The 21,244-nt window shown below is 57.6% G+C and carries 19 protein-coding genes; 10 read left to right on the top strand and 9 right to left on the bottom strand.

Annotated elements, in window-relative coordinates:
* Positions 1 to 39 precede the first annotated feature (39 nt).
* Both ybbP and ybbA read right to left on the bottom strand, forming a co-directional pair.
* Positions 40 to 2,457 (bottom strand): putative ABC transporter permease subunit YbbP, encoded by a 2,418-nt coding sequence (gene ybbP, locus AC6I8J_RS04835; RefSeq protein ID WP_497825631.1) that lies wholly within the window; start codon positions 2,455 to 2,457, stop codon positions 40 to 42.
* Entirely contained in the window at positions 2,454 to 3,140 is a 687-nt protein-coding gene (ybbA, locus tag AC6I8J_RS04830; protein ID WP_010259059.1) for a putative ABC transporter ATP-binding protein YbbA, read from the bottom strand. Before ybbA ends, ybbP begins: the two co-directional genes overlap by 4 nt.
* Between ybbA and tesA the strand changes: the two genes are divergently transcribed.
* The 5 genes from tesA to AC6I8J_RS04805 all read left to right on the top strand — a co-directional run bounded on the left by tesA (position 3,108) and on the right by AC6I8J_RS04805 (position 6,893).
* A complete protein-coding gene (tesA, locus tag AC6I8J_RS04825; RefSeq protein ID WP_202604849.1) occupies positions 3,108 to 3,734 on the top strand; it encodes a multifunctional acyl-CoA thioesterase I/protease I/lysophospholipase L1 in 627 nt (208 codons plus the stop codon). The two genes, ybbA and tesA, sit on opposite strands and share 33 nt — an antisense overlap.
* Before the next feature lie 30 nt (positions 3,735 to 3,764).
* Complete coding sequence (locus tag AC6I8J_RS04820) at positions 3,765 to 4,538, top strand: SDR family oxidoreductase (RefSeq protein WP_497825134.1); 774 nt, start codon at positions 3,765 to 3,767, stop codon at positions 4,536 to 4,538.
* Positions 4,539 to 4,617: 79 nt separating this feature from the next.
* Positions 4,618 to 5,475 (top strand): thioredoxin family protein, encoded by an 858-nt coding sequence (locus AC6I8J_RS04815; protein ID WP_161732001.1) that lies wholly within the window; start codon positions 4,618 to 4,620, stop codon positions 5,473 to 5,475.
* A 57-nt stretch (positions 5,476 to 5,532) separates the two neighbouring features.
* The gene (locus AC6I8J_RS04810) at positions 5,533 to 6,447 is read left to right on the top strand and encodes an SPFH domain-containing protein (RefSeq protein WP_260057646.1); all 915 of its coding nucleotides are present in this window, start codon (positions 5,533 to 5,535) and stop codon (positions 6,445 to 6,447) included.
* Positions 6,447 to 6,893, top strand: coding sequence for an NfeD family protein (locus tag AC6I8J_RS04805; RefSeq protein WP_222924402.1), 447 nt, complete (start codon positions 6,447 to 6,449; stop codon positions 6,891 to 6,893). Before AC6I8J_RS04810 ends, AC6I8J_RS04805 begins: the two co-directional genes overlap by 1 nt.
* On the opposite strand, the gene cueR is transcribed toward AC6I8J_RS04805, so the two are convergent.
* Positions 6,881 to 7,285: a Cu(I)-responsive transcriptional regulator gene (cueR, locus tag AC6I8J_RS04800; RefSeq protein ID WP_161731995.1), complete on the bottom strand. Its 405-nt coding sequence runs from the start codon at positions 7,283 to 7,285 to the stop codon at positions 6,881 to 6,883. The two genes, AC6I8J_RS04805 and cueR, sit on opposite strands and share 13 nt — an antisense overlap.
* A gap of 97 nt (positions 7,286 to 7,382) precedes the next feature.
* Here cueR and copA point away from each other — a divergent pair, with 97 nt between their 5' ends.
* The 3 genes from copA to ybaK all read left to right on the top strand — a co-directional run bounded on the left by copA (position 7,383) and on the right by ybaK (position 11,424).
* Positions 7,383 to 9,896 (top strand): copper-exporting P-type ATPase CopA, encoded by a 2,514-nt coding sequence (gene copA, locus AC6I8J_RS04795; RefSeq protein WP_253421239.1) that lies wholly within the window; start codon positions 7,383 to 7,385, stop codon positions 9,894 to 9,896.
* Between the two features lie 71 nt (positions 9,897 to 9,967).
* Positions 9,968 to 10,771 (top strand): TraB/GumN family protein, encoded by an 804-nt coding sequence (locus AC6I8J_RS04790; RefSeq protein WP_161731991.1) that lies wholly within the window; start codon positions 9,968 to 9,970, stop codon positions 10,769 to 10,771.
* 173 nt (positions 10,772 to 10,944) lie between these two features.
* Positions 10,945 to 11,424, top strand: a complete 480-nt coding sequence (ybaK, locus tag AC6I8J_RS04785; RefSeq protein ID WP_161731989.1) for a Cys-tRNA(Pro)/Cys-tRNA(Cys) deacylase YbaK — start codon at positions 10,945 to 10,947, stop codon at positions 11,422 to 11,424.
* On the opposite strand, the gene AC6I8J_RS04780 is transcribed toward ybaK, so the two are convergent.
* Complete coding sequence (locus AC6I8J_RS04780; RefSeq protein WP_161731987.1) at positions 11,421 to 12,290, bottom strand: LysR family transcriptional regulator; 870 nt, start codon at positions 12,288 to 12,290, stop codon at positions 11,421 to 11,423. The genes ybaK and AC6I8J_RS04780 overlap by 4 nt on opposite strands.
* 89 nt (positions 12,291 to 12,379) lie before the next feature.
* Between AC6I8J_RS04780 and AC6I8J_RS04775 the strand changes: the two genes are divergently transcribed.
* Positions 12,380 to 12,811, top strand: a complete 432-nt coding sequence (locus AC6I8J_RS04775; protein ID WP_161731985.1) for a multidrug/biocide efflux PACE transporter — start codon at positions 12,380 to 12,382, stop codon at positions 12,809 to 12,811.
* Positions 12,812 to 12,845: 34 nt separating this feature from the next.
* On the opposite strand, the gene ushA is transcribed toward AC6I8J_RS04775, so the two are convergent.
* The gene (gene ushA / locus AC6I8J_RS04770) at positions 12,846 to 14,612 is read right to left on the bottom strand and encodes a bifunctional UDP-sugar hydrolase/5'-nucleotidase UshA (protein ID WP_497825133.1); all 1,767 of its coding nucleotides are present in this window, start codon (positions 14,610 to 14,612) and stop codon (positions 12,846 to 12,848) included.
* 555 nt (positions 14,613 to 15,167) lie between these two features.
* Between ushA and ybaL the strand changes: the two genes are divergently transcribed.
* The gene (ybaL, locus tag AC6I8J_RS04765; RefSeq protein ID WP_161731981.1) at positions 15,168 to 16,862 is read left to right on the top strand and encodes a YbaL family putative K(+) efflux transporter; all 1,695 of its coding nucleotides are present in this window, start codon (positions 15,168 to 15,170) and stop codon (positions 16,860 to 16,862) included.
* Positions 16,863 to 17,162: 300 nt separating this feature from the next.
* Here ybaL and AC6I8J_RS04760 read toward each other — a convergent pair whose 3' ends face one another.
* The 4 genes from AC6I8J_RS04760 to AC6I8J_RS04745 form a co-directional block, all read right to left on the bottom strand.
* Positions 17,163 to 18,464 carry an inosine/guanosine kinase gene (locus AC6I8J_RS04760; protein WP_497825132.1) on the bottom strand — a complete coding sequence of 434 codons (1,302 nt, stop codon included), beginning with the start codon at positions 18,462 to 18,464 and terminating at the stop codon, positions 17,163 to 17,165.
* A gap of 57 nt (positions 18,465 to 18,521) precedes the next feature.
* Positions 18,522 to 19,481 carry a ferrochelatase gene (gene hemH / locus AC6I8J_RS04755; protein WP_222924409.1) on the bottom strand — a complete coding sequence of 320 codons (960 nt, stop codon included), beginning with the start codon at positions 19,479 to 19,481 and terminating at the stop codon, positions 18,522 to 18,524.
* 113 nt (positions 19,482 to 19,594) lie between these two features.
* Positions 19,595 to 20,239 carry an adenylate kinase gene (adk, locus tag AC6I8J_RS04750; RefSeq protein WP_013357027.1) on the bottom strand — a complete coding sequence of 215 codons (645 nt, stop codon included), beginning with the start codon at positions 20,237 to 20,239 and terminating at the stop codon, positions 19,595 to 19,597.
* A gap of 114 nt (positions 20,240 to 20,353) precedes the next feature.
* Entirely contained in the window at positions 20,354 to 21,229 is an 876-nt protein-coding gene (locus tag AC6I8J_RS04745) for a DUF6024 family protein (protein ID WP_161731973.1), read from the bottom strand.
* Between the last annotated feature and the right edge of the window lie 15 nt (positions 21,230 to 21,244).

Here is a 21,244-nt window from a genome sequence, read left to right as displayed (position 1 = left end):
GTCAAAGGCGGCCTGGTGCCGCCTTATTCCAGCCCTGCTTTACGCCGCATCAAACTTCCTGAACAGCGCCTTTCCTTTCAGTAACCGTATCCCCAGCCAGCCGCCGCACAGCGACAGCAGCAGCGCGCCACACAACGGCAATGCCAGCCACAGTGTCCAGTCAGGCTGCCATGGGAAATCGAAAATCTTCGTCTGTAATCCCCACAGCGCCGCTTCTGCCCCCATCGCAGCCGCCACGCCGGAAACCACGCCGAGCAGCGCAAACTCACACCACAGCGTCGTGCGTAGCAGGCGTTTACCGGCACCCAGCGTGCGATAGACCACCAGCTCCTGCCGACGCTGGTGCATCCCGACCTGAATCTGCGCCAGCAGCAGCAACACACCGCAGGCCGTGACCAGCACCACCATGATCTCCAGCGCCCGGCTGACCTGCGTCAGCACCTGACCGATCTGCCGCATAATGCTGCCGATATCCAGCAGACTCAGCGCCGGGAAAGCACGGTTCAGCTGCGCCAGCAGTACAGGATTCGCCTCCATGCGGAAGCTGGTGAGCCAGGTCTGGGGCTGACTGTCGAGCGCACCTGGCGGAAAGATAAAGAAGAAATTCGGCTTCAGGCTTTCCCAGTCCACTTTACGCAGACTGGTAATATGGGCGCTGAAGGTCTGCGTATCGCCGTCGAACGTCAGCGTATCACCGAGCTTCAGCCCCAGACGATCCGCCAGTTCTACCTCCATCGACACTTCACCGGCCTTCGGCGGCCAGTTGCCAGCGACCAGCGGATTGTAATCCGGGCGCTCGGCCAGCTCTGTCAGGTTGAGTTCGCGATTCAGGGCATTATCCCGTTTCGGATCGGCCGGTTTGCCGTTGAGTTCGCTAAGCCGCACCCGCGCAATCGGATAGAAGGTTTCGGGTTTGATCTGGTGCGCTTGCAGGAAATCGCGCACCTGCGGCACCTGATCCGCCGTCATATTGAGCAGGAAGAAATTCGGGCTGTCTGCCGGTAACTGCTGCTGCCAGCGATCCAGTAGATCGCCGCGCATCACCAGCAACAGCGCCAGCAGCATAAACGACAGCGAAAAGGCCGCGAGCTGGCTCAGCGTCATGCCGGGCTGGCGCAGCAGCCGGTTGATCGCCAGTCGCAGCGCCAGATTGCGCACCACCAGCCGACGCAGCAGCAACAGGGTTCCCAAGCCGAGTAACGCCAGTAATCCCGCCAGCACCACCACACCTGCCAGCAGCGCCCAGAGCATTTTACTGCCCCCGATCAGCAACGCTAACAGCGTGACGACCACCGCGATCATCACCGGGATATAGATTTTCAGCGGCCAGAGATTTGCCACTGCATCGCGCCGCAGCACGCGCAGCGGCTGCGTTGCCAGCAGCAGACGATAGGGACGCAAACCCACCAGCAGCGAAATGACAAACAGCGATCCCACCGCCCAGATCCACGGCCAGACGCTGGCCGCCGGTAAGCTGGCGGGCAACACGGGTTTCAGCATGGCCATCAGGATCGCTTCCACGCCCTGCCCCACAACGCCTCCGGCAATCGCCGCCAGCAGCAGCACCGCCAGCCACTGGCCGATGATCAACCGCTGCAACGCACCCTGCGTCGCGCCCAGGGTTTTCAGCACCGCCACCAGATCGTAACGGCTGCGGCAATAGTGACTCATGGCAACCGCCACGGCCGCAATCGCCAGCATCAGCGTCAGTAAGGCCGAGAGCAGCAGGAACTGCTGCGCGCGCTGCATCGAACGGCCCAGCGCATCTTCCGAGTTCTCCACGCTGATCCAGCGCTGGTCCGTCTTCAGCTGCGGTTCAATCCAGCGGTCATAGCGGGCCAGCTGTTCGGAATTACCGGAGAATTTATAGCGCCACGTAATACGGCTGCCTGGCTGAATCGCACCGGTTTTGCCAGCATCCGCCAGATTGACCAGCAGACGCGGTGCCATCTCAAACGGGTTAAAGCCACCATCCGGCTCCTGGATTATCTCCCCGCTGATGCGCAGCTGGGTATCGCCGACTTCCAGCGTATCGCCCACTTTCAGATTCAGCAACGCCATCAGGCGCGGTGCCGCCAGCGCAGTACCCGCCTGCGGCCTCAGTCCCGGCGGCTGCGTCTGCAGCGTGCCAAACATCGGGTAGCGGTCATCCACTGCTTTTACCGAGGCGAGCTGCGGTGATTGGTCGGCAAAGGTCATGGTCATGAAGGTGAGCTGACGACTGACCGTCAGGCCGGTTTCCCGCGCCTTTTCCAGCCAGGCTTCGGGCGCAGCATCGGTGCTACGCAGCGTGCGGTCACCAGCCATAAAATCACGGCTCTGCTGATTCAGCCCTTTTTCCATGCGATCGCTGATCGACCCCAGCGCCAGCACGCAGGCCACCGCCAGCGTCAGGGCCAGCCAGACAATCAGCAGCGAGGGCGAACGCCACTCGCGCCAGAACCAGCGCCAGATCATTGCTCCTCCCACAATTTTCCGTCGCGCAGCCGCAGGCGACGATCGCAGCGCGCCGCCAGTTGCTCGTCATGCGTCACCAGAATCAGCGTGGTGGCGAAGTCGCGATTAAGGGAAAAGAGCAAATCGGCGATGCGATCACCGGTTTTGCGGTCAAGGTTGCCGGTCGGCTCATCGGCAAACAGCAGACCCGGACGACCACTGAAGGCGCGAGCCAGCGCGACACGCTGCTGTTCGCCGCCTGACAGCTGAGCGGGCAGATGATGCAGACGTTCACCCAGCCCGAGAAGCGTCAAAAGTTCCCGTGCCTGTTCGCGACTCTGGCGGTCGCTGTCACCGCGCAGGAGTGATGGCAGCTGGACGTTCTCCTGTGCATTCAGTGTCGGCACCAGCATAAATGACTGAAACACAAAGCCGACCTGACGGGCACGCAGAGCCGCACGCTGTTCTTCGTTCATCTGGTGCAGCGGCTGCCCCAGCAGATGAACTTCGCCGCTGCTGCCATCGTCCAGCCCGGCCAGAATTCCCAGCAGGGTTGACTTGCCGGAGCCGGACTCGCCAATCAGCGCAATGGTCTCGGCTGGTTTGACAACCAACTCAACTCCGGTAAGGATGGTTAACTGATGCTCTCCCTGACCGACGGACTTAGTAAGATGATGAACTTCAACAATGTTTTCCGCTGGCATTATCCCTTCCTGTTATTGATTCTTCTGATGGTGTCGCGTCTTGCTGCTGCAGATACCCTGATGGTGCTGGGCGACAGCCTGAGCGCAGGCTATCGCATGTCTGCCACCGCTGCCTGGCCCAGCCTGCTTGATAAGCAGTGGCAGCAGAAACCAAAAGTAGTCAACGCCAGCATCAGCGGCGACACTGCCGCACAGGGACTGGCGCGCCTGCCTGCACTATTAAAACAGCATCAGCCGCAATGGGTGTTAATCGAACTGGGCGGTAACGATGGTCTGCGCGGTTTTCCGCCTGACGCTATCGCGCAGAATCTGAGTAAAGTCATCGACGATGTCAAAGCTGCCGATGCAAAGCCGCTGCTGATGCAGATCCGTCTGCCCGCCAACTATGGCCGCCGCTACACCGAGGCGTTCAGCGGCATCTACCCTGGACTCGCGCAGCAGCATGATATTCCTCTGGTGCCCTTTTTCATGGAGCAGGTCTATCTGAAACCCGAGTGGATGCAGCAGGATGGCATACATCCCAATCCTGATGCACAGCCATTTATCGCCGGATTAATGGCAAAAGAACTGGCTCCCTTAGTTAAGCAGCCGTAGCGCGCCTGGATGCGCAAAAAGGGTAAAGAAATGCAAAAAACCATTCTGATTACAGGTTGTTCCAGCGGGATTGGCCTGGTCGCCGCGCACGATCTGCTGGCGCGCGGTTATAAGGTGATCGCCGCCTGCCGAAAAGCCGACGATGTCGCCCGCATGAACACGCTGGGTTATACGGGCCTGCAGCTCGATCTCGACGATCCGCAGAGTGTCGATCGGGCAGCGGACACGGTGCTCGCGCTCTGCGATAACCGTCTGGCCGCGCTATTCAACAACGCCGGATTTGGTCTGTATGGCCCGTTGCGAACCCTCACCCGTCAGCAGCTGGAGCAGCAGTTTTCCAGCAACTTTTTTGGCGTCCATCAGCTGACGCTGCGACTGTTGCCGGCGCTGCAGGCCAGCGGCGATGGCCGCATTGTGAATACCAGCTCGGTACTGGGACTGATCTCCACGCCTGGCCGGGGTGCCTATGCCGCCAGCAAATATGCACTGGAAGCCTGGAGCGATGCGCTGCGGCTCGAAGTGCGCAATAGCGGCATCCGGGTCAGCCTGATTGAACCTGGCCCGATTGAGACTCGCTTTACCGACAATGTGACGCAGGGGGAACAGCATAACCCGGTGCGTAACCCGGGCATCGCGACACGCTTTACCCTGCCAGCGGAAGCCATTCTGCCTAAGCTTCGTCACGCACTCGAGAGTAAACATCCACGTTTGCGCTATCCGGTGACGCTGATCGCACACGTCATGAGCCTGCTGAAACGGTTACTGCCAGGCTGGATGCTGGATCGCATTTTGCGCAGCCATTAATCAGCCATGCGCAATAGCGCTTGAAGCCGGGCCAGTTGGCCCCATATTCTTAGAACACTTTTTGCAAAGAGACTTATCCATGTCACCACACGCTTCTATCATCGACATCAACGAATCTAACCTGCAGCAGACCCTTGAGCAGTCGATGCAGCTGCCGGTGCTGTTCTACTTCTGGTCTGAGCGCAGTCAGCACTGTCAGGAGCTGACACCTGTGCTGGAGCGTCTGGCGCAGGAGTACGCGGGTCAGTTTATTCTCGCAAAACTCGATTGCGACAAAGAGCAAAGAGTCGCGTCGCAGTTTGGTCTGCGTTCAATCCCGACCGTCTACCTGTTCCAGGATGGTCAGCCGGTTGACGGTTTCCAGGGACCGCAGCCGGAAGAGGCGATCCGCGCCCTGCTGGAAAAAGTCCTGCCGCGTGAAGAAGAGCTGAAAGCGCAGCAGGCGATGGTGCTGATGCAGGAAGATAAACCGCTGGAGGCGCTGCCGCTGTTAAAAGATGCGTGGCAGCTGAGCAACCAGTCCAGTGAGATCGGTTTCCTGCTGGCAGAAGTACTGATTACCCTGAACCGCAGCGATGAAGCAGAAGCAGTGCTAAAAGTCGTACCTTTGCAGGATCAGGATACCCGTTATCAGAGCCTGATGGCGCAGATCGATCTGCTGAAACAGGCTGCGGATACGCCGGAGATTCAGCAGTTGCAATCCGAGCTGGAAGCGGACCCGACTAACGCCGGGCTGGCTGCTAAACTCTCGTTACAACTGCATCAGGTGGGTCGCAATGAAGAAGCACTGGAACTGCTGTTCAGCTTTCTGAAATCCGATCTCAATGCCGCAGATGGCCAGGCGCGTAAAATGCTGCAGGAGATTCTGGCGGCGCTGGGAACCGGCGATGCACTGGCTGCGCGTTATCGTCGCCAGCTCTATTCCCTGTTGTACTAACAGCAGCACCACGGGCCGAAGCGACTCGGCCCGTTAATCAGACAATGCGGAGGTTGTATGATAACTGTCATTCCTGCCCTGATTATTCTGGCACTGGTAGCGGTCTGGGCAACCGTCAAGATCGTGCCACAAGGTTTTCAATGGACGGTTGAGCGCTTTGGCCGTTATACCCGCACGCTACAGCCAGGATTAAGTCTGGTCGTGCCGTTCATGGATCGCGTCGGTCGCAAGATCAACATGATGGAACAGGTACTGGATATTCCCTCGCAGGAGATCATCTCCAAAGATAACGCCAACGTCACCATCGATGCGGTCTGTTTTATTCAGGTCGTTGATCCGGCGCGTGCCGCCTATGAAGTCAGCAATCTTGAGCAGGCGATTCTGAACCTCACTATGACCAATATGCGCACCGTGCTGGGCAGCATGGAGCTGGACGAAATGCTGTCACAGCGTGACAGCATTAATACCCGTCTGCTGCATATCGTGGATGAAGCGACCAACCCGTGGGGCGTTAAGATCACCCGTATCGAGATTCGCGACGTGCGTCCACCGCAGGAGCTTATCGGCGCGATGAATGCACAGATGAAAGCAGAGCGAACCAAGCGCGCCGATATTCTGACGGCCGAAGGGGTACGACAGGCGGCTATCCTGCGCGCTGAAGGGGAGAAGCAGTCGCAGATCCTCAAAGCGGAAGGTGAACGTACCTCGGCGTTTCTGCAGGCAGAAGCCCGTGAACGTCAGGCTGAAGCGGAAGCTAGCGCCACTAAAATGGTCTCGGAAGCGATCGCGGCGGGTGATATTCAGGCTATCAACTACTTCGTGGCGCAGAAATACACCGATGCGCTGCAAAAAATCGGTGAAGGCACTAACAGCAAAGTCGTGATGATGCCGCTGGAAGCGAGCAGTCTGCTGGGGTCGATCGCGGGCATCGGTGAACTGCTGAAGGAATCGCGTACCGAGTCGACACGCTGATGCTGATGGAAATCATCGCGCATCCGCACTGGTTCTGGCTGACGCTGGGTGGATTACTGCTGGCGGCTGAGATGCTGGGCACCAGCGGTTATCTGCTGTGGAGCGGACTGGCGGCAGTTATTGTCGGCATCTTTGAGTGGCTGGTGCCAGTGAGCTGGACGACACAGGGGTCACTATTTGCCGTGCTGACACTGATTTGCGTCTTTCTGTGGTATCGCTGGATGCGCCACCGTGAAACGCATCAGACGCCCAATGCCCTGAACCAGCGCGGTAGCCAGATGATCGGGTTGCAGCTGACGCTGGATACCGCGCTGCATAACCGCACCGGTCACATACGCATCGGGGATAGCAGCTGGCGGGTTGAGGCAGAACAGGATCTGCCTGCCGGCACACCGGTCGTCGTGGTCGGCATTGAGGGGATTACGCTGCGAATTCAGCCACGCTGAATGCAGCACCCGGCCAGATTATTGATAATCGGGCACTCTGCGCTCTCATCGCCCGGGCAGGCGTCCGCCAGCGCCAGCAGACGAGCGCGCATGGCATGCAGCTCTTCAATGTGCGCTGCAATTTCATCGGCTTTCTGCAGAGTGCGGGCTTTTACATCGGCACTGTGTCGCGACGGATTGTTAAATAGCGCCACCAGCTCGCGGCACTCATCCAGCGTAAAGCCTACCTGTCGCGCCTGACGTAACAGGTTCAGTTCATCCAGATGGTGACCGTCGTAATGGCGGTAACCATTTTCACTGCGCAACGGCGGCGTCACCACCCCTTTCTCTTCGTAGAAACGAATCGCCTTGCTGGTCAGCCCGGTCTTTTTCGCCACATCGCTGATGTTCATTTTCGTCCCCTTGACCTTCCCCTTGATGGAAGGTTTATGCTTAAGCATGAATCGAAACTGACCAGTTGGTCAAATGGGATCACAAGAGGAGTTGATTATGTCACACACTATTTCTCTGGCACTGGACGGCTTGTCCTGCGGCCACTGTGTCAAACGCGTCAAAGAGGCACTTGAGCAGCGCGACGATGTTGACCAGGCCGAGGTTACCCAACAGGAAGCGCAGGTTTCCGGTCACGCGGATGCGGCTGCACTGATCGCCACTGTTGAGCAGGCGGGCTATCACGCGACGCTGAAAACGGCGGACGCGTCCCCAAAGTCTGAACCGTTGACAGCATCGGAGCCGCCGCCGGAGGCGCTGACAACGGAGACCGCTTCTCATCCGGCAGAAAAAACATTACCCACTCATATGCTGCTGATTGAAGGCATGACCTGCGCCAGCTGCGTGAGCCGGGTGGAAAAAGCGCTGCAGCAGGTCGCAGGCGTCAGCCAGGCGCGGGTCAATCTCGGCGAGCGCAGTGCGCTGGTGCTGGGTGATGCTGACCCTGAGCAGCTGGTGGCTGCCGTTGATGCCGCGGGTTATGGCGCGCAGGTGGTGGATGACGAGCAGGAGCGACGTGAAAAGCAGCAGCACAGCGCCCGCAGCGCGATGCGGCGTTTCAGCTGGCAGGCGGCTGTCGCCTTAGCCTTTGGCGTACCGCTGATGATCTGGGGCATGGTTGGCGACAACATGATGCTCACCGACCATAACCACGGCATCTGGCTGACGCTGGGCCTCGTGACCCTGCTGATCATGGTCGTGACCGGCAGCCACTTTTATCGCAGCGCCTGGCGCAGTTTATGTAATGGCAGCGCTACCATGGATACGCTGGTAGCACTCGGCACCGGCGCGGCCTGGATTTATTCCTTTAGCGTGGTGTTGTGGCCCGACTTTTTCCCGCCGCAGGCGCGCCATCTTTATTTCGAAGCCAGCGTGATGATTCTGGGCCTGATCAATCTGGGCCATGCACTGGAGCAGCGGGCGCGTCAGCGATCGTCTAAGGCACTGGAGCGACTGCTTGATCTGACACCGGCCCAGGCGCGGCTGGTCGATCAACAGGGCGACCGACTGATCCCGGTCAGTGACGTCCAGCCCGGCATGACGCTGCGCCTGGTCACCGGCGATCGGGTGCCGGTCGATGGCGAAATCATCACGGGTGAAGCCTGGTTTGATGAAGCGATGCTCACCGGCGAAGCGGTGCCGCAAAGCAAAAATCCGGGTGTGGCGATCTTTGCCGGAACCCTGGTGCAGGACGGCTCAGTAGAATTTATCGCCCGGGCAACCGGGAATCACACCACCCTGTCGCGCATTATCCGGCTGGTACGTCAGGCGCAGAGCAGCAAACCCGATGTGGGCCGTCTGGCGGATCGCATCTCCGCCGTTTTTGTCCCGGTGGTGGTATTGATTGCGCTGCTCAGCGGCGCGGTGTGGTATCTGTTCGGCCCGCAGCCGCAGATTGCCTACATGCTGGTGATTGCGACAACCGTCCTGATTATCGCCTGCCCCTGTGCACTGGGACTGGCGACGCCGATGTCGATTATTGCCGGTGTTGGCCGTGCCGCCGAGCTGGGGGTGCTGGTCCGCGACGCCGATGCGCTGCAGCGCGCCAGCCAGATCGACACCCTGGTGTTTGATAAAACCGGCACCCTGACGGCCGGAAAGCCGCAGGTCAGTGAGGTGCTGGTCTGGGGGAACGCCAGCCGTGAATCGGTATTAGCGACCGCGGCTGCGCTGGAGTTCGCCTCGGGTCATCCGCTGGCAAAAGCGATTGTCGCCGAAGCGAAACTGACTCAGCCAGCGTCGTTAGCGCAATTTCGTACAATACGCGGCAGAGGGGTCAGCGGTAGTCTGGATGGCAGAGCGCTGCTGCTGGGTAACGCTGCACTGTTGCAGGATAACGGCGTCGATTGCCGGGCGGCAGAAGCAGCGATTATGCGCCTGACACAACAGGGTGCCACCCCGGTGTTGCTGGCTGAACAGGGTCAGCTCTCCGGGCTGATCGCGCTGCGCGATCAGCTACGTCCTGAAAGCAGTGCAGCCCTTAAGCGACTGCATCAGCAGGGTTATCGCCTGATTATGCTGACCGGCGACCATGAAGATACCGCACGCGCCATCGCTGCCGAAACCGGCATTGATGAAGTGATTGCAGGCGTATTGCCTGAAGGCAAAGCGGCGGCCATTGAACAGCTACAGCAGCAGGGTCGTCGCGTCGCGATGGTCGGTGATGGCATCAATGACGCGCCTGCACTGGCGCAGGCCGATGTGGGCATTGCGATGGGTGGTGGCAGCGATGTGGCGGTAGAAACTGCGGGAATTACGCTGATGCGCGCCGATCTCAACAGCGTGGCAGATGCGTTAGCGCTCTCTTCCGCGACGCTGCGCAATATCCGGCAGAACCTGTTTGGCGCATTTATCTATAACAGTATCGGTATTCCGGTAGCCGCGGGCGTGCTCTATCCGCTGACCGGCACCCTGCTCAGCCCGATTGTTGCAGGTGCGGCGATGGCGCTCTCCTCCATTACCGTGGTCAGCAATGCTAACCGCCTGCTGCGTTACCGGCCACCGCGCCAGTAATCGCCGTTTCAGCGCTGTTTTTAACGCTCTGAAGTCGCTAGCATGGGGTTTTGAATCGCAAAGGACCGGGAATGACAGGCAACATCTGGCGCTCACTGCGCGGCTTTATCAGCCAACTTTTTCCCGCCAGTTACCGCTGGCCTGCGATAGATGTCCGGCTTGGCAATCGTCAACTGCATCTGGTGGGCAGTATTCATATGGGAACGCGCGATATGCAGCCGTTGCCCGCTCGCCTGCTGCATCAGTTGCAGCAGGCTGATGCGCTGATTGTGGAAGCGGATATTACGCAGGGTGGCTCACCCTTCGATCACCGAGGCGATCGTCCTGCGCTCTCAGAGCGACTGGAGAGCAGCGCGATGCAAACGCTTACCGCACTGTGTCAGGAGATGAGTCTCACGCTTAGCCTGCTGGATAACCTGCCCGCCTGGCAGGTGGCGCTGATGTTACAGGCGCAACAGGCACAGAGGCTGGGATTACGGCCTGACTACGGCATTGATTATCAGCTGTTGCAGGCAGCGAAAGGCCTGAACAAACCCGTGATTGAACTGGAAGGTGCCGATGCGCAGATCGCCCTGCTAACCGCGCTACCGGATGATGGCATGGCGCTGTTACAGGATACGCTGCTGCACTGGCACACTAATGCACGACTGCTGCAGATGATGGTGAGCTGGTGGCTTGATACACCGCCACGCCAGCCTGAAATCACTCTGCCCGCGACGTTCAGTCAGGCGCTGAATGATACGTTGATCGGTCAGCGTAATGCGCAGTGGTGTGACAGGCTGCAGGGGTTAGCGGCGGGAAACTATGTGGTGGCCGTGGGTGCTTTGCATCTTTACGGCGAAGATAATCTGCCTGAGATGCTGAAGAAGCCCTGAAAAAAAGAGAGCCGATAAGTTTATCGGCCCGTCAAAGAGGAATTTGTTTATGATTTTGGTTATCGCTCAGCAATCAGATTGCTGGCGCGCGGCCAATTTTACGCAAAGAACAAAATTTCGCCACCTTTTTCCATGATTCTGCGTAATAAGATTTTTCTTAGTAAGGAATACGTATGACACCCGCCGTAAAATTACTTGAAAAACAAAAGGTCAGCTTTACGCTGCATCCTTATGAACATGACAGTAACGAAACGCATTTTGGTGACGAAGCGGTCCGCAGGCTTAATCTTGATGCGCGCCAGGTCTATAAAACGCTGCTGGTGGCGCTGAATGGTGAAGCGAAACAGCTGGCGGTAGCGATTACGCCGGTATCGACGCAGCTCGACCTGAAAAAGGTGGCAAAAGCGCTGGGCGCGAAGAAAGCCGATATGGCCGATCCGCAGCTGGCACAGCGTGTGACCGGCTATCTGGTGGGCGGTATCAGTCCGCTTGGACAGAAAAAACGGCTGCCCACGGTAATCGATGACTCAGCCAGCGCGTTTGACGCCATGTTTATCTCTGGCGGCAAACGAGGCCTGGATATTGAACTGGCACCTCAGGATCTTTCACGCCTGCTGGACGCACCGTTTGCGGATATCGCCCGCCACGACTAAACACGCGGCTGGGCGCACAGCTGATCGATCATCCAGCGCCCCGCCGGACCGGGCGGCGTTCGTCGTGACCAGACAACTTCAACGGCGATGTGCTGTGGCCAGCCCGACATCGACAACTCTTTCAGCACGCCATGCCCAAACTGTTTCACCAGCCAGCGTGGCAGAATCGTCCAGCCAAATCCCTGCTCCGCCATCTCCAGCAGCAGTAAATAGGTGGGCGCTGACCAGATGCGACCCATGGGCGCGGGTTCATGCGCCTCAACCCAGGTGTTAAGCCGCAGATGTCGCACGCCTTCCAGTTCGCTTTCGCTCAGGGTATCAGGCTGTGCCAGCGGGTGATCGCGATGTAAAAAGACCGCCATCTGCGCTTCAACCTGCAGCCGCGCCACTGCGATATCTACCGGCAGATTGGGCTGCGCCCGCACGACGCCCAGATGTACCCGCCCGGCCTGCAGCAGATCAAGGACATCACCATCTTCAGCAATCATGACTTCCAGTTCAATCTCCGGATAACGCGCATCAAATTGCCTGAGCAGATGTTCATGATGATCGGTTTGCCAGAAATCGGACATGGCAAAACTGAGCCGGGGTTCAACGCCCTGCGACAGACGTATCGCCAGCGCATCCAGCCGCTCGCTGGCCGACAGAATCTGCTGAACCTGAGGAACAACGCGACGTCCCTGCTCGGAGAGGATCGGCTGACGGCCCGTTCGATCAAACAGCGCAAAGCCGAGATCGTCTTCTAAATTAGCCACCGCTGCGCTGATGGTGGACTGACTTTTACCCAGCGCACGCGCAGCCGCCGAAAAGGAGCCACTCGCCACGGTCTGCATAAAAGCCTCAAGGGATTCCGGGGAGTATCGCATTTTTTCCATCGCTTTTTTCGATAGGTGTTCATTTTATCTTAGCATTCTGACATGTGAAAATGCGCCGTATTATTGAAGGAGAACAAAAAATGCGTACCCGCTCACTTAAAGAACGTATTCTTCATGCTGTCTGCTTTGAAACACTGGCGATTCTGACCGTTTCGCCGCTGGCGGCATGGGCAATGAATAAACCGCTGTTTCAGATGGGATCGCTGGCGATTATGCTCTCTACGGCCGCGATGCTATGGAATATGATTTACAACAGCGGGTTTGATCGGATTTATGCGCCAGGCCAGAAACGCGGTCCGGGCGTGCGTGTGTTACATGCGCTGGGCTTTGAAGGCGGATTTATCCTGATTGGTCTGCCGATCGCCGCCCTGATGCTGGATATCACCCTGTGGGAAGCTTTCCTGGTTGAAGTGGCCTTTTTCCTCTTCTTCCTGCCCTTCACCATGGCTTACAACTGGGGATGGGACAAACTGCGCGAGCGCTGGATCAGACGTCACCCCTGCCGGGCATAAGAAAAACGGGAGGCGCAAGCGCCTCCCGGTCAGTTCAATGCGTGGCGGCTGTTTCGTTCCCCCACGGCCAGATCCACGCCAGAATCATTTTGGGATAGTTACGCTTCCGCGCTTTCTCTGCTGCCTCATCCCGCGCCCGAATCTGCTCATCGGTAAGATGCACGATCTGCCCTTTCGGCTCATAGTCACTGGCTTTAACCGGTGAATGCGCCTTGATGAAGTCGCGCAGCACCTGCGCATCCACTGCTCCGCTGTTGACGTACCCGGCATGATTATCCAGACGCGGATAGCCGTCGCCGCCCGCCGCATTAAAGCTGTTTGTCACCATGCGATAATGCTGCGTATCTTCAATCGGTTTGCCGTTAATACGGACGTTACTGACATGCTTACCATCGGCGGTCAGGCTGATACCGGCAAACTGGGCATAGCCACCTGAGTCAGGCTGAATATTGGCGACCACATCCAGATATTTTTTGACCTCTGCGCCAGTCAGGCTGACCGAGACCACCTGGTTGCTGAACGGCTGGACCTGTAGCAGGTCACGCCAGCTCAGCTTGCCCGATTTCAGCGAGGTGCGAATACCGCCGCCGCTCATCACCGCAAAATCGGCTTTAGTATGCGCCATCTGAGCGCGCAGAATCAGCTGGCCGAGATTTGTCTGCTCAAACCGAACCTGCTCTTTTTCACCGCTGAAGTCGCCGTCAACGCTGCCGACATTCAGGGTCAGCTTCGCCTCTGCCCGCTTCTGAAACGGCATCAGCAGCTTCATCATTGCGGTATTTTTCGGGATCTCTTCCTGCCAGGTGAGCCAGGTTTCACTGCCATCGGCATTCTTCACCTGATGTTTGAGGTTGACCGGCACCAGCTGATAAGCCTCCAGTGACACTTCTCCATTACGGAAGGTGAAGTCGCCACGTCCGACATATTTGCCCCACTTATCGGCCTGCATAATCCAGATGCCGTTCTGCTGATCGGGTTTGCAGGGCTGGCCGGGCTGATAATTTTTGACGCTGACGTTCTCTTTTTCCATGCAGACCGCATCATGGGAATGCCCACCCACGATCAGATCGATTGTGCCGGCAGGCAGGCTGCGGGCCAGAGTGACGTCATCGATGCCGTTGCTGCCGTGCTTACCGTCGTCATAGTGGCCAAGGTGGGTCAGCGCAACAATCACGTCCGGCTTCTCCGCGGCACGCAGTTCAGCAACCGCCTTCACCGTTTCTGCAATAGGATCGCGGAACTCGGTATCTGTCAGCCCAGCCGGATTGGCCAGTTTTGCGGTATCCGGGGTAATTAACCCGACGACTGCGATTTTCAGCCCGAGACGGTTAAATACCGCCCAGGGTTTAAACAGGCGCTGATCGGTGCCTTTCTGATAAACGTTGGCGGCCAGCAGCGGGAATCGCGCCCACTTCTCCTGCTTGCGCAGAACCGCAATCGGCTTGTCGAACTCATGATTGCCCAGCGCCATCGCGTCATAGCCAATCAGGTTCATCGCACGAAAATCGGGTTCAGCATCCAGCTCGTCGGACTCCGGCACGCCGGTATTGATATCACCGGCAGAGAGAATCAGTGCGCCGCCGCCTCTGGCCTGGACATCGTAGCGCAGGGTATCCATCAACGTTTTCTGCGCCGCCAGACCATATTCGCCCTGCGCATTAAACCAGAAGTGGCCATGCTCATCGTTGGTGTGCAGCAGGCTGAAACGATAGGTGTGATCGGCCTCAGCGGCCTGTGAAAACAGCGGCATCAGGGCCACCAGTAGCGCCACACCTGCTCCTGTCCATTTTGATAACAACACGGTGATTCTCCTTAATTTACTTTCTGGCCCGATTATCTGCCGCTTTGCCCCACTGTGTCGCATATTCCCCCGGCGAACTCAAGGCCAATGCACATCTGCGTGCATGCATGAGCTTACGCTTTTTATTTCTGCTCCGTGTTTGCAGAGTAAGAAAGTGGCTCCGGAGTGACACCTATACAATAGCGGGCTCTCGTTCCAGCCCGGGTCCGGTTTCTCCCGACTGAGCAGAAAGAGGCCATAAAGCGTGTTGTTAACCGATTGTTTACTGCTGCAAAAGTGCCGCTGGCAGGCTTTACCCCCTCTGCATGCACATTTCTCCCTTATTCGTGCCAGACCGACGTTATTTACTGATGCGAATTTTTATTTATCCGGCCCTGTTTAAAGCGTCAAATCAGCCAATATTATGGATAATGGACAAAAACACCCTTTCGATTGTGGTTTTGACTTTTTTTCATGGTTTTTTAAGGTATTCCCGCAAATTGCTCAGCGAAAGAAGTGATTTTGTTTTAAACTCATTTGTTACAAGCGGATACATTTGTATACAAGGAGACAGGCATGCATCACACCACACCGTTGATCACTACCATTGTCGGAGCACTGGTTCTGGCATTTCTCCTTGGGATGCTGGCAAACCGCCTGCGTATTTCGCCCCTCGTCGGTTACCTGATGGCAGGCGTGCTGGCGGGTCCTTTTACGCCCGGCTTTGTCGCAGATACCAATCTGGCCCCTGAACTGGCAGAACTCGGCGTTATCCTGCTGATGTTTGGTGTCGGCCTCCACTTCTCAATGAAAGATCTCATGTCGGTAAAGTCGATCGCCATTCCCGGTGCCATCGCGCAAATCGCAGTCGCGACGTTACTGGGAATGGGATTGTCATGGACGCTGGGATGGTCGTGGTTGACCGGCCTGGTGTTTGGTCTCTGCCTCTCTACCGCCAGTACCGTGGTGTTACTGCGTGCGTTAGAGGAACGACAGCTGATTGATAGCCAGCGCGGACAGATAGCCATTGGCTGGCTGATTGTTGAAGATCTGGTGATGGTGCTGACGCTGGTACTGCTGCCCGCCATTGCGGGCATGATGGAACAGGGCAACGCCAGCGCCGGACTGCTGGCCTGGGATCTGCTGTGGACCATCGGTAAGGTGGCTGCCTTTATGGTGCTGATGATGGTGGTGGGACGCCGTGCCGTGCCCTGGATCCTCGCCCGCAGCGCCGCCACCGGCTCACGCGAATTGTTTACGCTGGCGGTGTTAGCGCTGGCATTGGGCATCGCTTTTGGGGCCGTTGAATTCTTTGATGTTTCGTTTGCATTAGGTGCTTTCTTCGCCGGTATGGTGCTGAATGAGTCGGAACTGAGCCATCGTGCCGCACGGGATACTCTGCCGTTGCGTGATGCGTTTGCCGTGCTGTTCTTTGTTTCGGTCGGCATGCTGTTCGACCCGTCGATTCTGGTGACGCAGCCGCTGGCAGTGCTGGGCGCGCTGGTGATTATCGTGGTGGGTAAGTCGGTCGCCGCGTGGCTGCTGGTAACGCTGCTCGGCCATTCGCGTCGTACGGCACTGACCATTTCGGTCAGCCTGGCACAGATTGGTGAGTTCGCCTTTATTCTGGCCGGTCTGGGTATCTCGCTGGGCCTGCTGAGTGATGAGGGCCGCAACCTGGTGCTGGCCGCCGCCATCCTGTCGATTATGCTTAACCCGATTCTGTTTACCCTGCTGGAGCGTTTTCTGGCAAAAACAGAGACGATGGAAGAGCAGACGCTGGAAGAAGCCATTGAAGAAGAGAAGCAGATCCCGGTGGATTTCTGTAATCACGCCGTGATTGTGGGCTATGGCCGGGTTGGCAGCCTGATTGGTCAGAAGCTTCTTGAGGCTAATGTTCCGCTGGTGGTGGTTGAAAACTCCCGTACCCGGGTCGAAGCGCTGCGCGAACAGGGCATCAAGGCGGTGCTCGGTAATGCTGCCCGCGCGGATACCATGGAACTGGCACGACTCGACTGCGCCCGCTGGCTGTTACTGACCATCCCGAATGGCTATGAAGCGGGTGAAGTGGTGACGGCGGCGCGTGAAAAGCATCAGAATATCGAGATTATCGCCCGTGCCCACTATGACGACGAGGTGGAGTACATCATGGAGCGTGGTGCCACCCGCGTCGTGATGGGTGAGCGTGAGATTGCCAGCAGTATGCTGCAAATCCTGCAGGATGAGATGAAGCAGGGCGAAGATTTAAAGCCCTGCGATGTCGTGCGCTGATTCAGTCTGGCCCGTATAGCTGTGATATCGAAACGGCACAGGGAACAGGGTCAGATCGGAAAGACGCAAAAGCCGACATCCATGACACGCCTGGCCCGCGCGATTACGCACCTCATCCCTGAGGTGCGCCCGTTACCGGGCCAGCGCTCTGCGTTGTTCAAAAACGCCTGGCGTTTTTGTCCATGGCGCGGGACGCTCTCCTCTTCTGACCCTGTTCCCTGCGCGTTGAGTTAATCCATTGCTGCCAGATTCACCCTCATTTAAGTTTGCAAACTGTCTGCCGTCCTGTGGCAACCCGCTTTACCGATCCCAGTAAGCCTCTTCCAGACTGTCTTCACGCTCCGGCAGGCCGCGGGTTAAACGCGGCGAATGCTGATTCAGCACCTGATAGCTGACGCGATTGGCATACTTACACACCTGCGCCAGTGACGAATAGGTCAGATACGGACGCGCATGTTTACTGGAGTTCGGCACATTCAGGCTGTGATAGTTGTTGGCAGTGATGTCATGCAGCAACGCCGCCAGCGCACCATCTCCGGCGCCGTTGGTGTTCATGATCTTTTCAGGTCCGCCCATATAAGGCGCGATGTGCGAGAAGATACGCAGCGGCTGCTGGCAATCCTGCTGGCGCATCACGCGGCTGAACTCATACTGGTTGAATTCCGCAATCGCGCCAGGCAGCAGCGGATGGTTGGTTTTGCGTTTGAACTCGTCTTCGGTGTAGCCCGCCATATAGAGCCCAATCGGGCCAGCGGTGCAGAGCACCAGATCCACCCAGTCCAGCGCCATATTGGAAGCAAGCAGCGGATCGGCTTCGCCGGTCAGCGCCAGCGCTTCCTCCTCGTTCATCGCCACGATGCTGACGTGCTCGCGCAGGAAGTCCCGCCAGAACTGAGGATTATCGCCAATCACATGTTTGGTACCCAGCGTCAGCACCACCGGCACATTGTGGCGTTTGGCATATTCAATCGCCTGTAACGTTGCCTGCGGCATCGGTTCACCTTCGGCACAGCGCACCAGATAGGAGGTCAGCACCAGCGCAGAAGCTCCGGCGATCACCTCTTCTGGCACCTTCTCCGGATGCAGCTGGTTCATCTGGCCGGGGCTGATCGCGAAGGTTCGCTCGCCATGTTCGCCAATCAGCGTAAAGCAGCGGCCAATAGCGCCATCAACACCCTGCAGATAGTTAAGATCGACCCGGCTTGAGGTGTTACAGAGATAGCGATAGGCGTAGCCGCCAATCTGGATATTGTTGCACATCACGCCGAGCAGCACGGAGCGGTCATCGGCCAGCACCGAGAAGTTGTGCAGCGTGTTACCGATGGTGCCTCCGGCAAACTGATGAGTGATTAGCGCATCGCGCATCAGCTCGTTGTACAACGCTTCCGCGACAGCATTATCGATTACCAGCGAGTGCCCGGCACTCAGACCGTAACGGGCGAGAAAGTCGTCATCGACTTTGGCTTCGATATCCACCAGCGTCTGGTCGATACCCACTACCCAGCTGCCTGCATCAACATCGTGTTGAGCGGGCTGTAACAGGGGATCGCGTGCGCTGACGGGAAAGTAGTGTTTGGATTTACGTTTGCCGGGAAATTTCATCGGGAATGCCGTCTGGAAAAACAGGCGGAGAATGATATCACACTCTCCGCCTTCGCTTTAACGGCGTGCGTCGACCAGTTGCACCATCATGTCGATATGCGCCTCATCGGCGTTCAGCGCAGGGATATACTCAAACTTTTCACCGCCGGCATGCATAAAGATTTCGCAGTTTTCACCACTGATCTCCTCCAGCGTTTCCAGGCAGTCAGACGAGAAGCCCGGACTCATGACCTGAACATGTTTGATCCCTTTGGCAGGCAGGCCTTCCATGGTTTTGTCGGTGTAGGGCATCAGCCAGGGCTCACGACCAAAACGCGACTGGAAGGTCATCATGTACTGATCCTCACGCAGACCCAGCGCTTTGACCAGTGCGGCGGTGGTATCCGCACAGCGCTGCGGATAGTCATCGCCTTCGTTAGCAAAACGTTGCGGAATGCCGTGGAACGACAACACCAGCAGTTCGGGCTGACCGTGCCGCTCAAACGAGCGCTCTACCGTCGCTTTCAGCGCGGCGATATAGGCCGGATGTTCGGCGTAGTCACGGATAAACTGCACATCGGGCAGCGAACGATACCCTTTGAAGACGGCGGTCAGGCCATCCCATACCGCGGCTACGGTGGAGCAGGAGAATTGCGGATAGAGTGGCAGCACAATCAGGCGGGTGACGCCCTGCGCCATCAGCTTATCGACTGCGCTTTTCAGGCTCGGATTGCCATAGCTCATACCCAGTTCGACGGGCATATCAACCCGTGCCGCCAGGGCATCGCGCTGACGCATGCTGTAGACCAGCAACGGAGAACCGCCTTCCATCCAGACCGATGCGTAGAGCTTCGACACGCGCGGTGAGCGAAACGGCAGAATGACAGCATTGAGAACCGGCCACCAGAGCCAGCGCGGTGCATCGACCACGCGCGGATCGCTTAAAAACTGCTTCAGATAGCGTTTAACTGCAGGTGTGGTTGGAGCGTCTGGCGTACCTAAATTAACCAATAACACGCCGGGCTTATCTTGCCTCATTTGAGTTCCTTGATGACAACGGGGATGCGTGAAAACAGGGAAATTGTAGCGGAATTAGTGGGAGGTAAAAGCAATTACTGCAAAAGGGGCCAGTGATACCGGCCCCATTGAGCTTAGCCGAGGATCTTAGCCAGCTCGGCACTCACTTCGGTCACTTTACGGGTGCCGTCGATTTTGTGATAGGCGGTGTTGCCCGCTTCCGCTTCTTTGCTGTAGTAAGCAATCAGCGGGGCGGTCATCTGATGGTATTCCACCAGGCGCTTACGCACGGTCTCTTCCTGATCGTCTTTACGCGTGGTCAGCTCCTCGCCTGTCACATCATCTTTACCTTCTACTTTCGGTGGATTAAAGGTGACGTGATAAACACGGCCAGATGGCGCGTGAACGCGACGGCCCACGATACGTTCAACAATCAGCTCGTCCGGTACGGCGAACTCCAGCACGTGATCAACAGTGATCCCGGCTTCTTTCATTGCATCTGCCTGAGGGATGGTGCGCGGGAAACCGTCCAGCAGGAAACCGTTTTTGCAGTCTTCCTGAGTGATACGCTCTTTAACCAGCGCAATCACCAGCTCATCGGTTACCAGTTTGCCAGCATCCATGATGGCTTTCGCCTGGTTACCCAGCTCGCTGCCTGCTTTTACTGCTGCACGCAACATGTCGCCAGTGGAGATTTGCGGAATGCCGTACTTCTCCATGATGAATTGGGCCTGAGTCCCCTTACCTGCGCCCGGAGCTCCGAGCAGAATAATACGCATTGCGTAAATCCCCTTGCGAATCGCATTGATCTATCTTAGAAGCGGAAGAACATACCATTATGACCCGCTCATCACAAGGAAGGGCGAGGATCGCTCAGGATGACTTTACTCTCTTTATGGCCCTGAACCCGGCCCGGCTGGCTGGCCTGCCGCTTTTTCAGATTTACCGCCTGTGCTGAGCAGGAATTGCAGTCGCCGGCTCAGATGATGTGTCATATTCACGCTTTTTTTGCCACTGCCGCGCACGTTAGCATTCAGCTGCAGCCGTGCCTGCTGGGGCCACTTCACCACATCTTCCGCATCTGACAGCGCAGCGATCAGCGAGGCCGGAACATTAAAACTGGCAAACGGCAAACCGGGCTGATGGCAGGAACTCAGCGGCAGTGGTGCTGACAGGGAAAGCGCATCAACGGTGGCGGCGTTGTAGGGTCGCCACTCGGGATCGGCGAAGCAGCGTAGTGCCTCGTGCGTGCCGTTCAGGCTCAGCCCCTGTTCAAACAGCCGCAGTTCGCTGCGCACCAACGTACTGAAGTCGTGGGTCCGCAATGCTACCAGCACCAGATCGCTGCAGATCCCGGCGTGGCGATCCAGCCGGGTAACAAACAGATTGGCTTCATCGATCAGCTTCTGATGCAGCACGCTGGCGAAACTCTCGCTCGCCTCTGTCACGCCCTGATTCCGGCATTCCCGCAATGAACGGACGCGGCCATTGGGCACTTCGACATGCGGCACCAGCATAATGCTGCCCGCTATCAGCGGCACCGCGGGCAGCATGTTGAGTTCGGTGACCGGAAAGTGAGACGCATAACGGCTCTGATTGCGTGCCTGCTCCTGCCGCAGAAACAGCTGAGAAAGCAGCACCTGCGTCAGATGCAGTGAAGGCGCAAAGAAGAGATCGAACTGCTCCAGCCTGTAAAAACGGGAGAGCGCCAGGCGTAACCGATGGCGCGCCTCTGCTGACGTTTCAGAGGATAAAAGGCTGTGTGCCATGTGTGTCTCGCTTTA

It is taken from the genome of Pantoea sp. X-Soil-ISGK-355, assembly GCF_059730805.1.
Note: the sequence above shows the minus strand (reverse complement) of the source record. Positions and strands in the feature narration are given on the sequence as shown.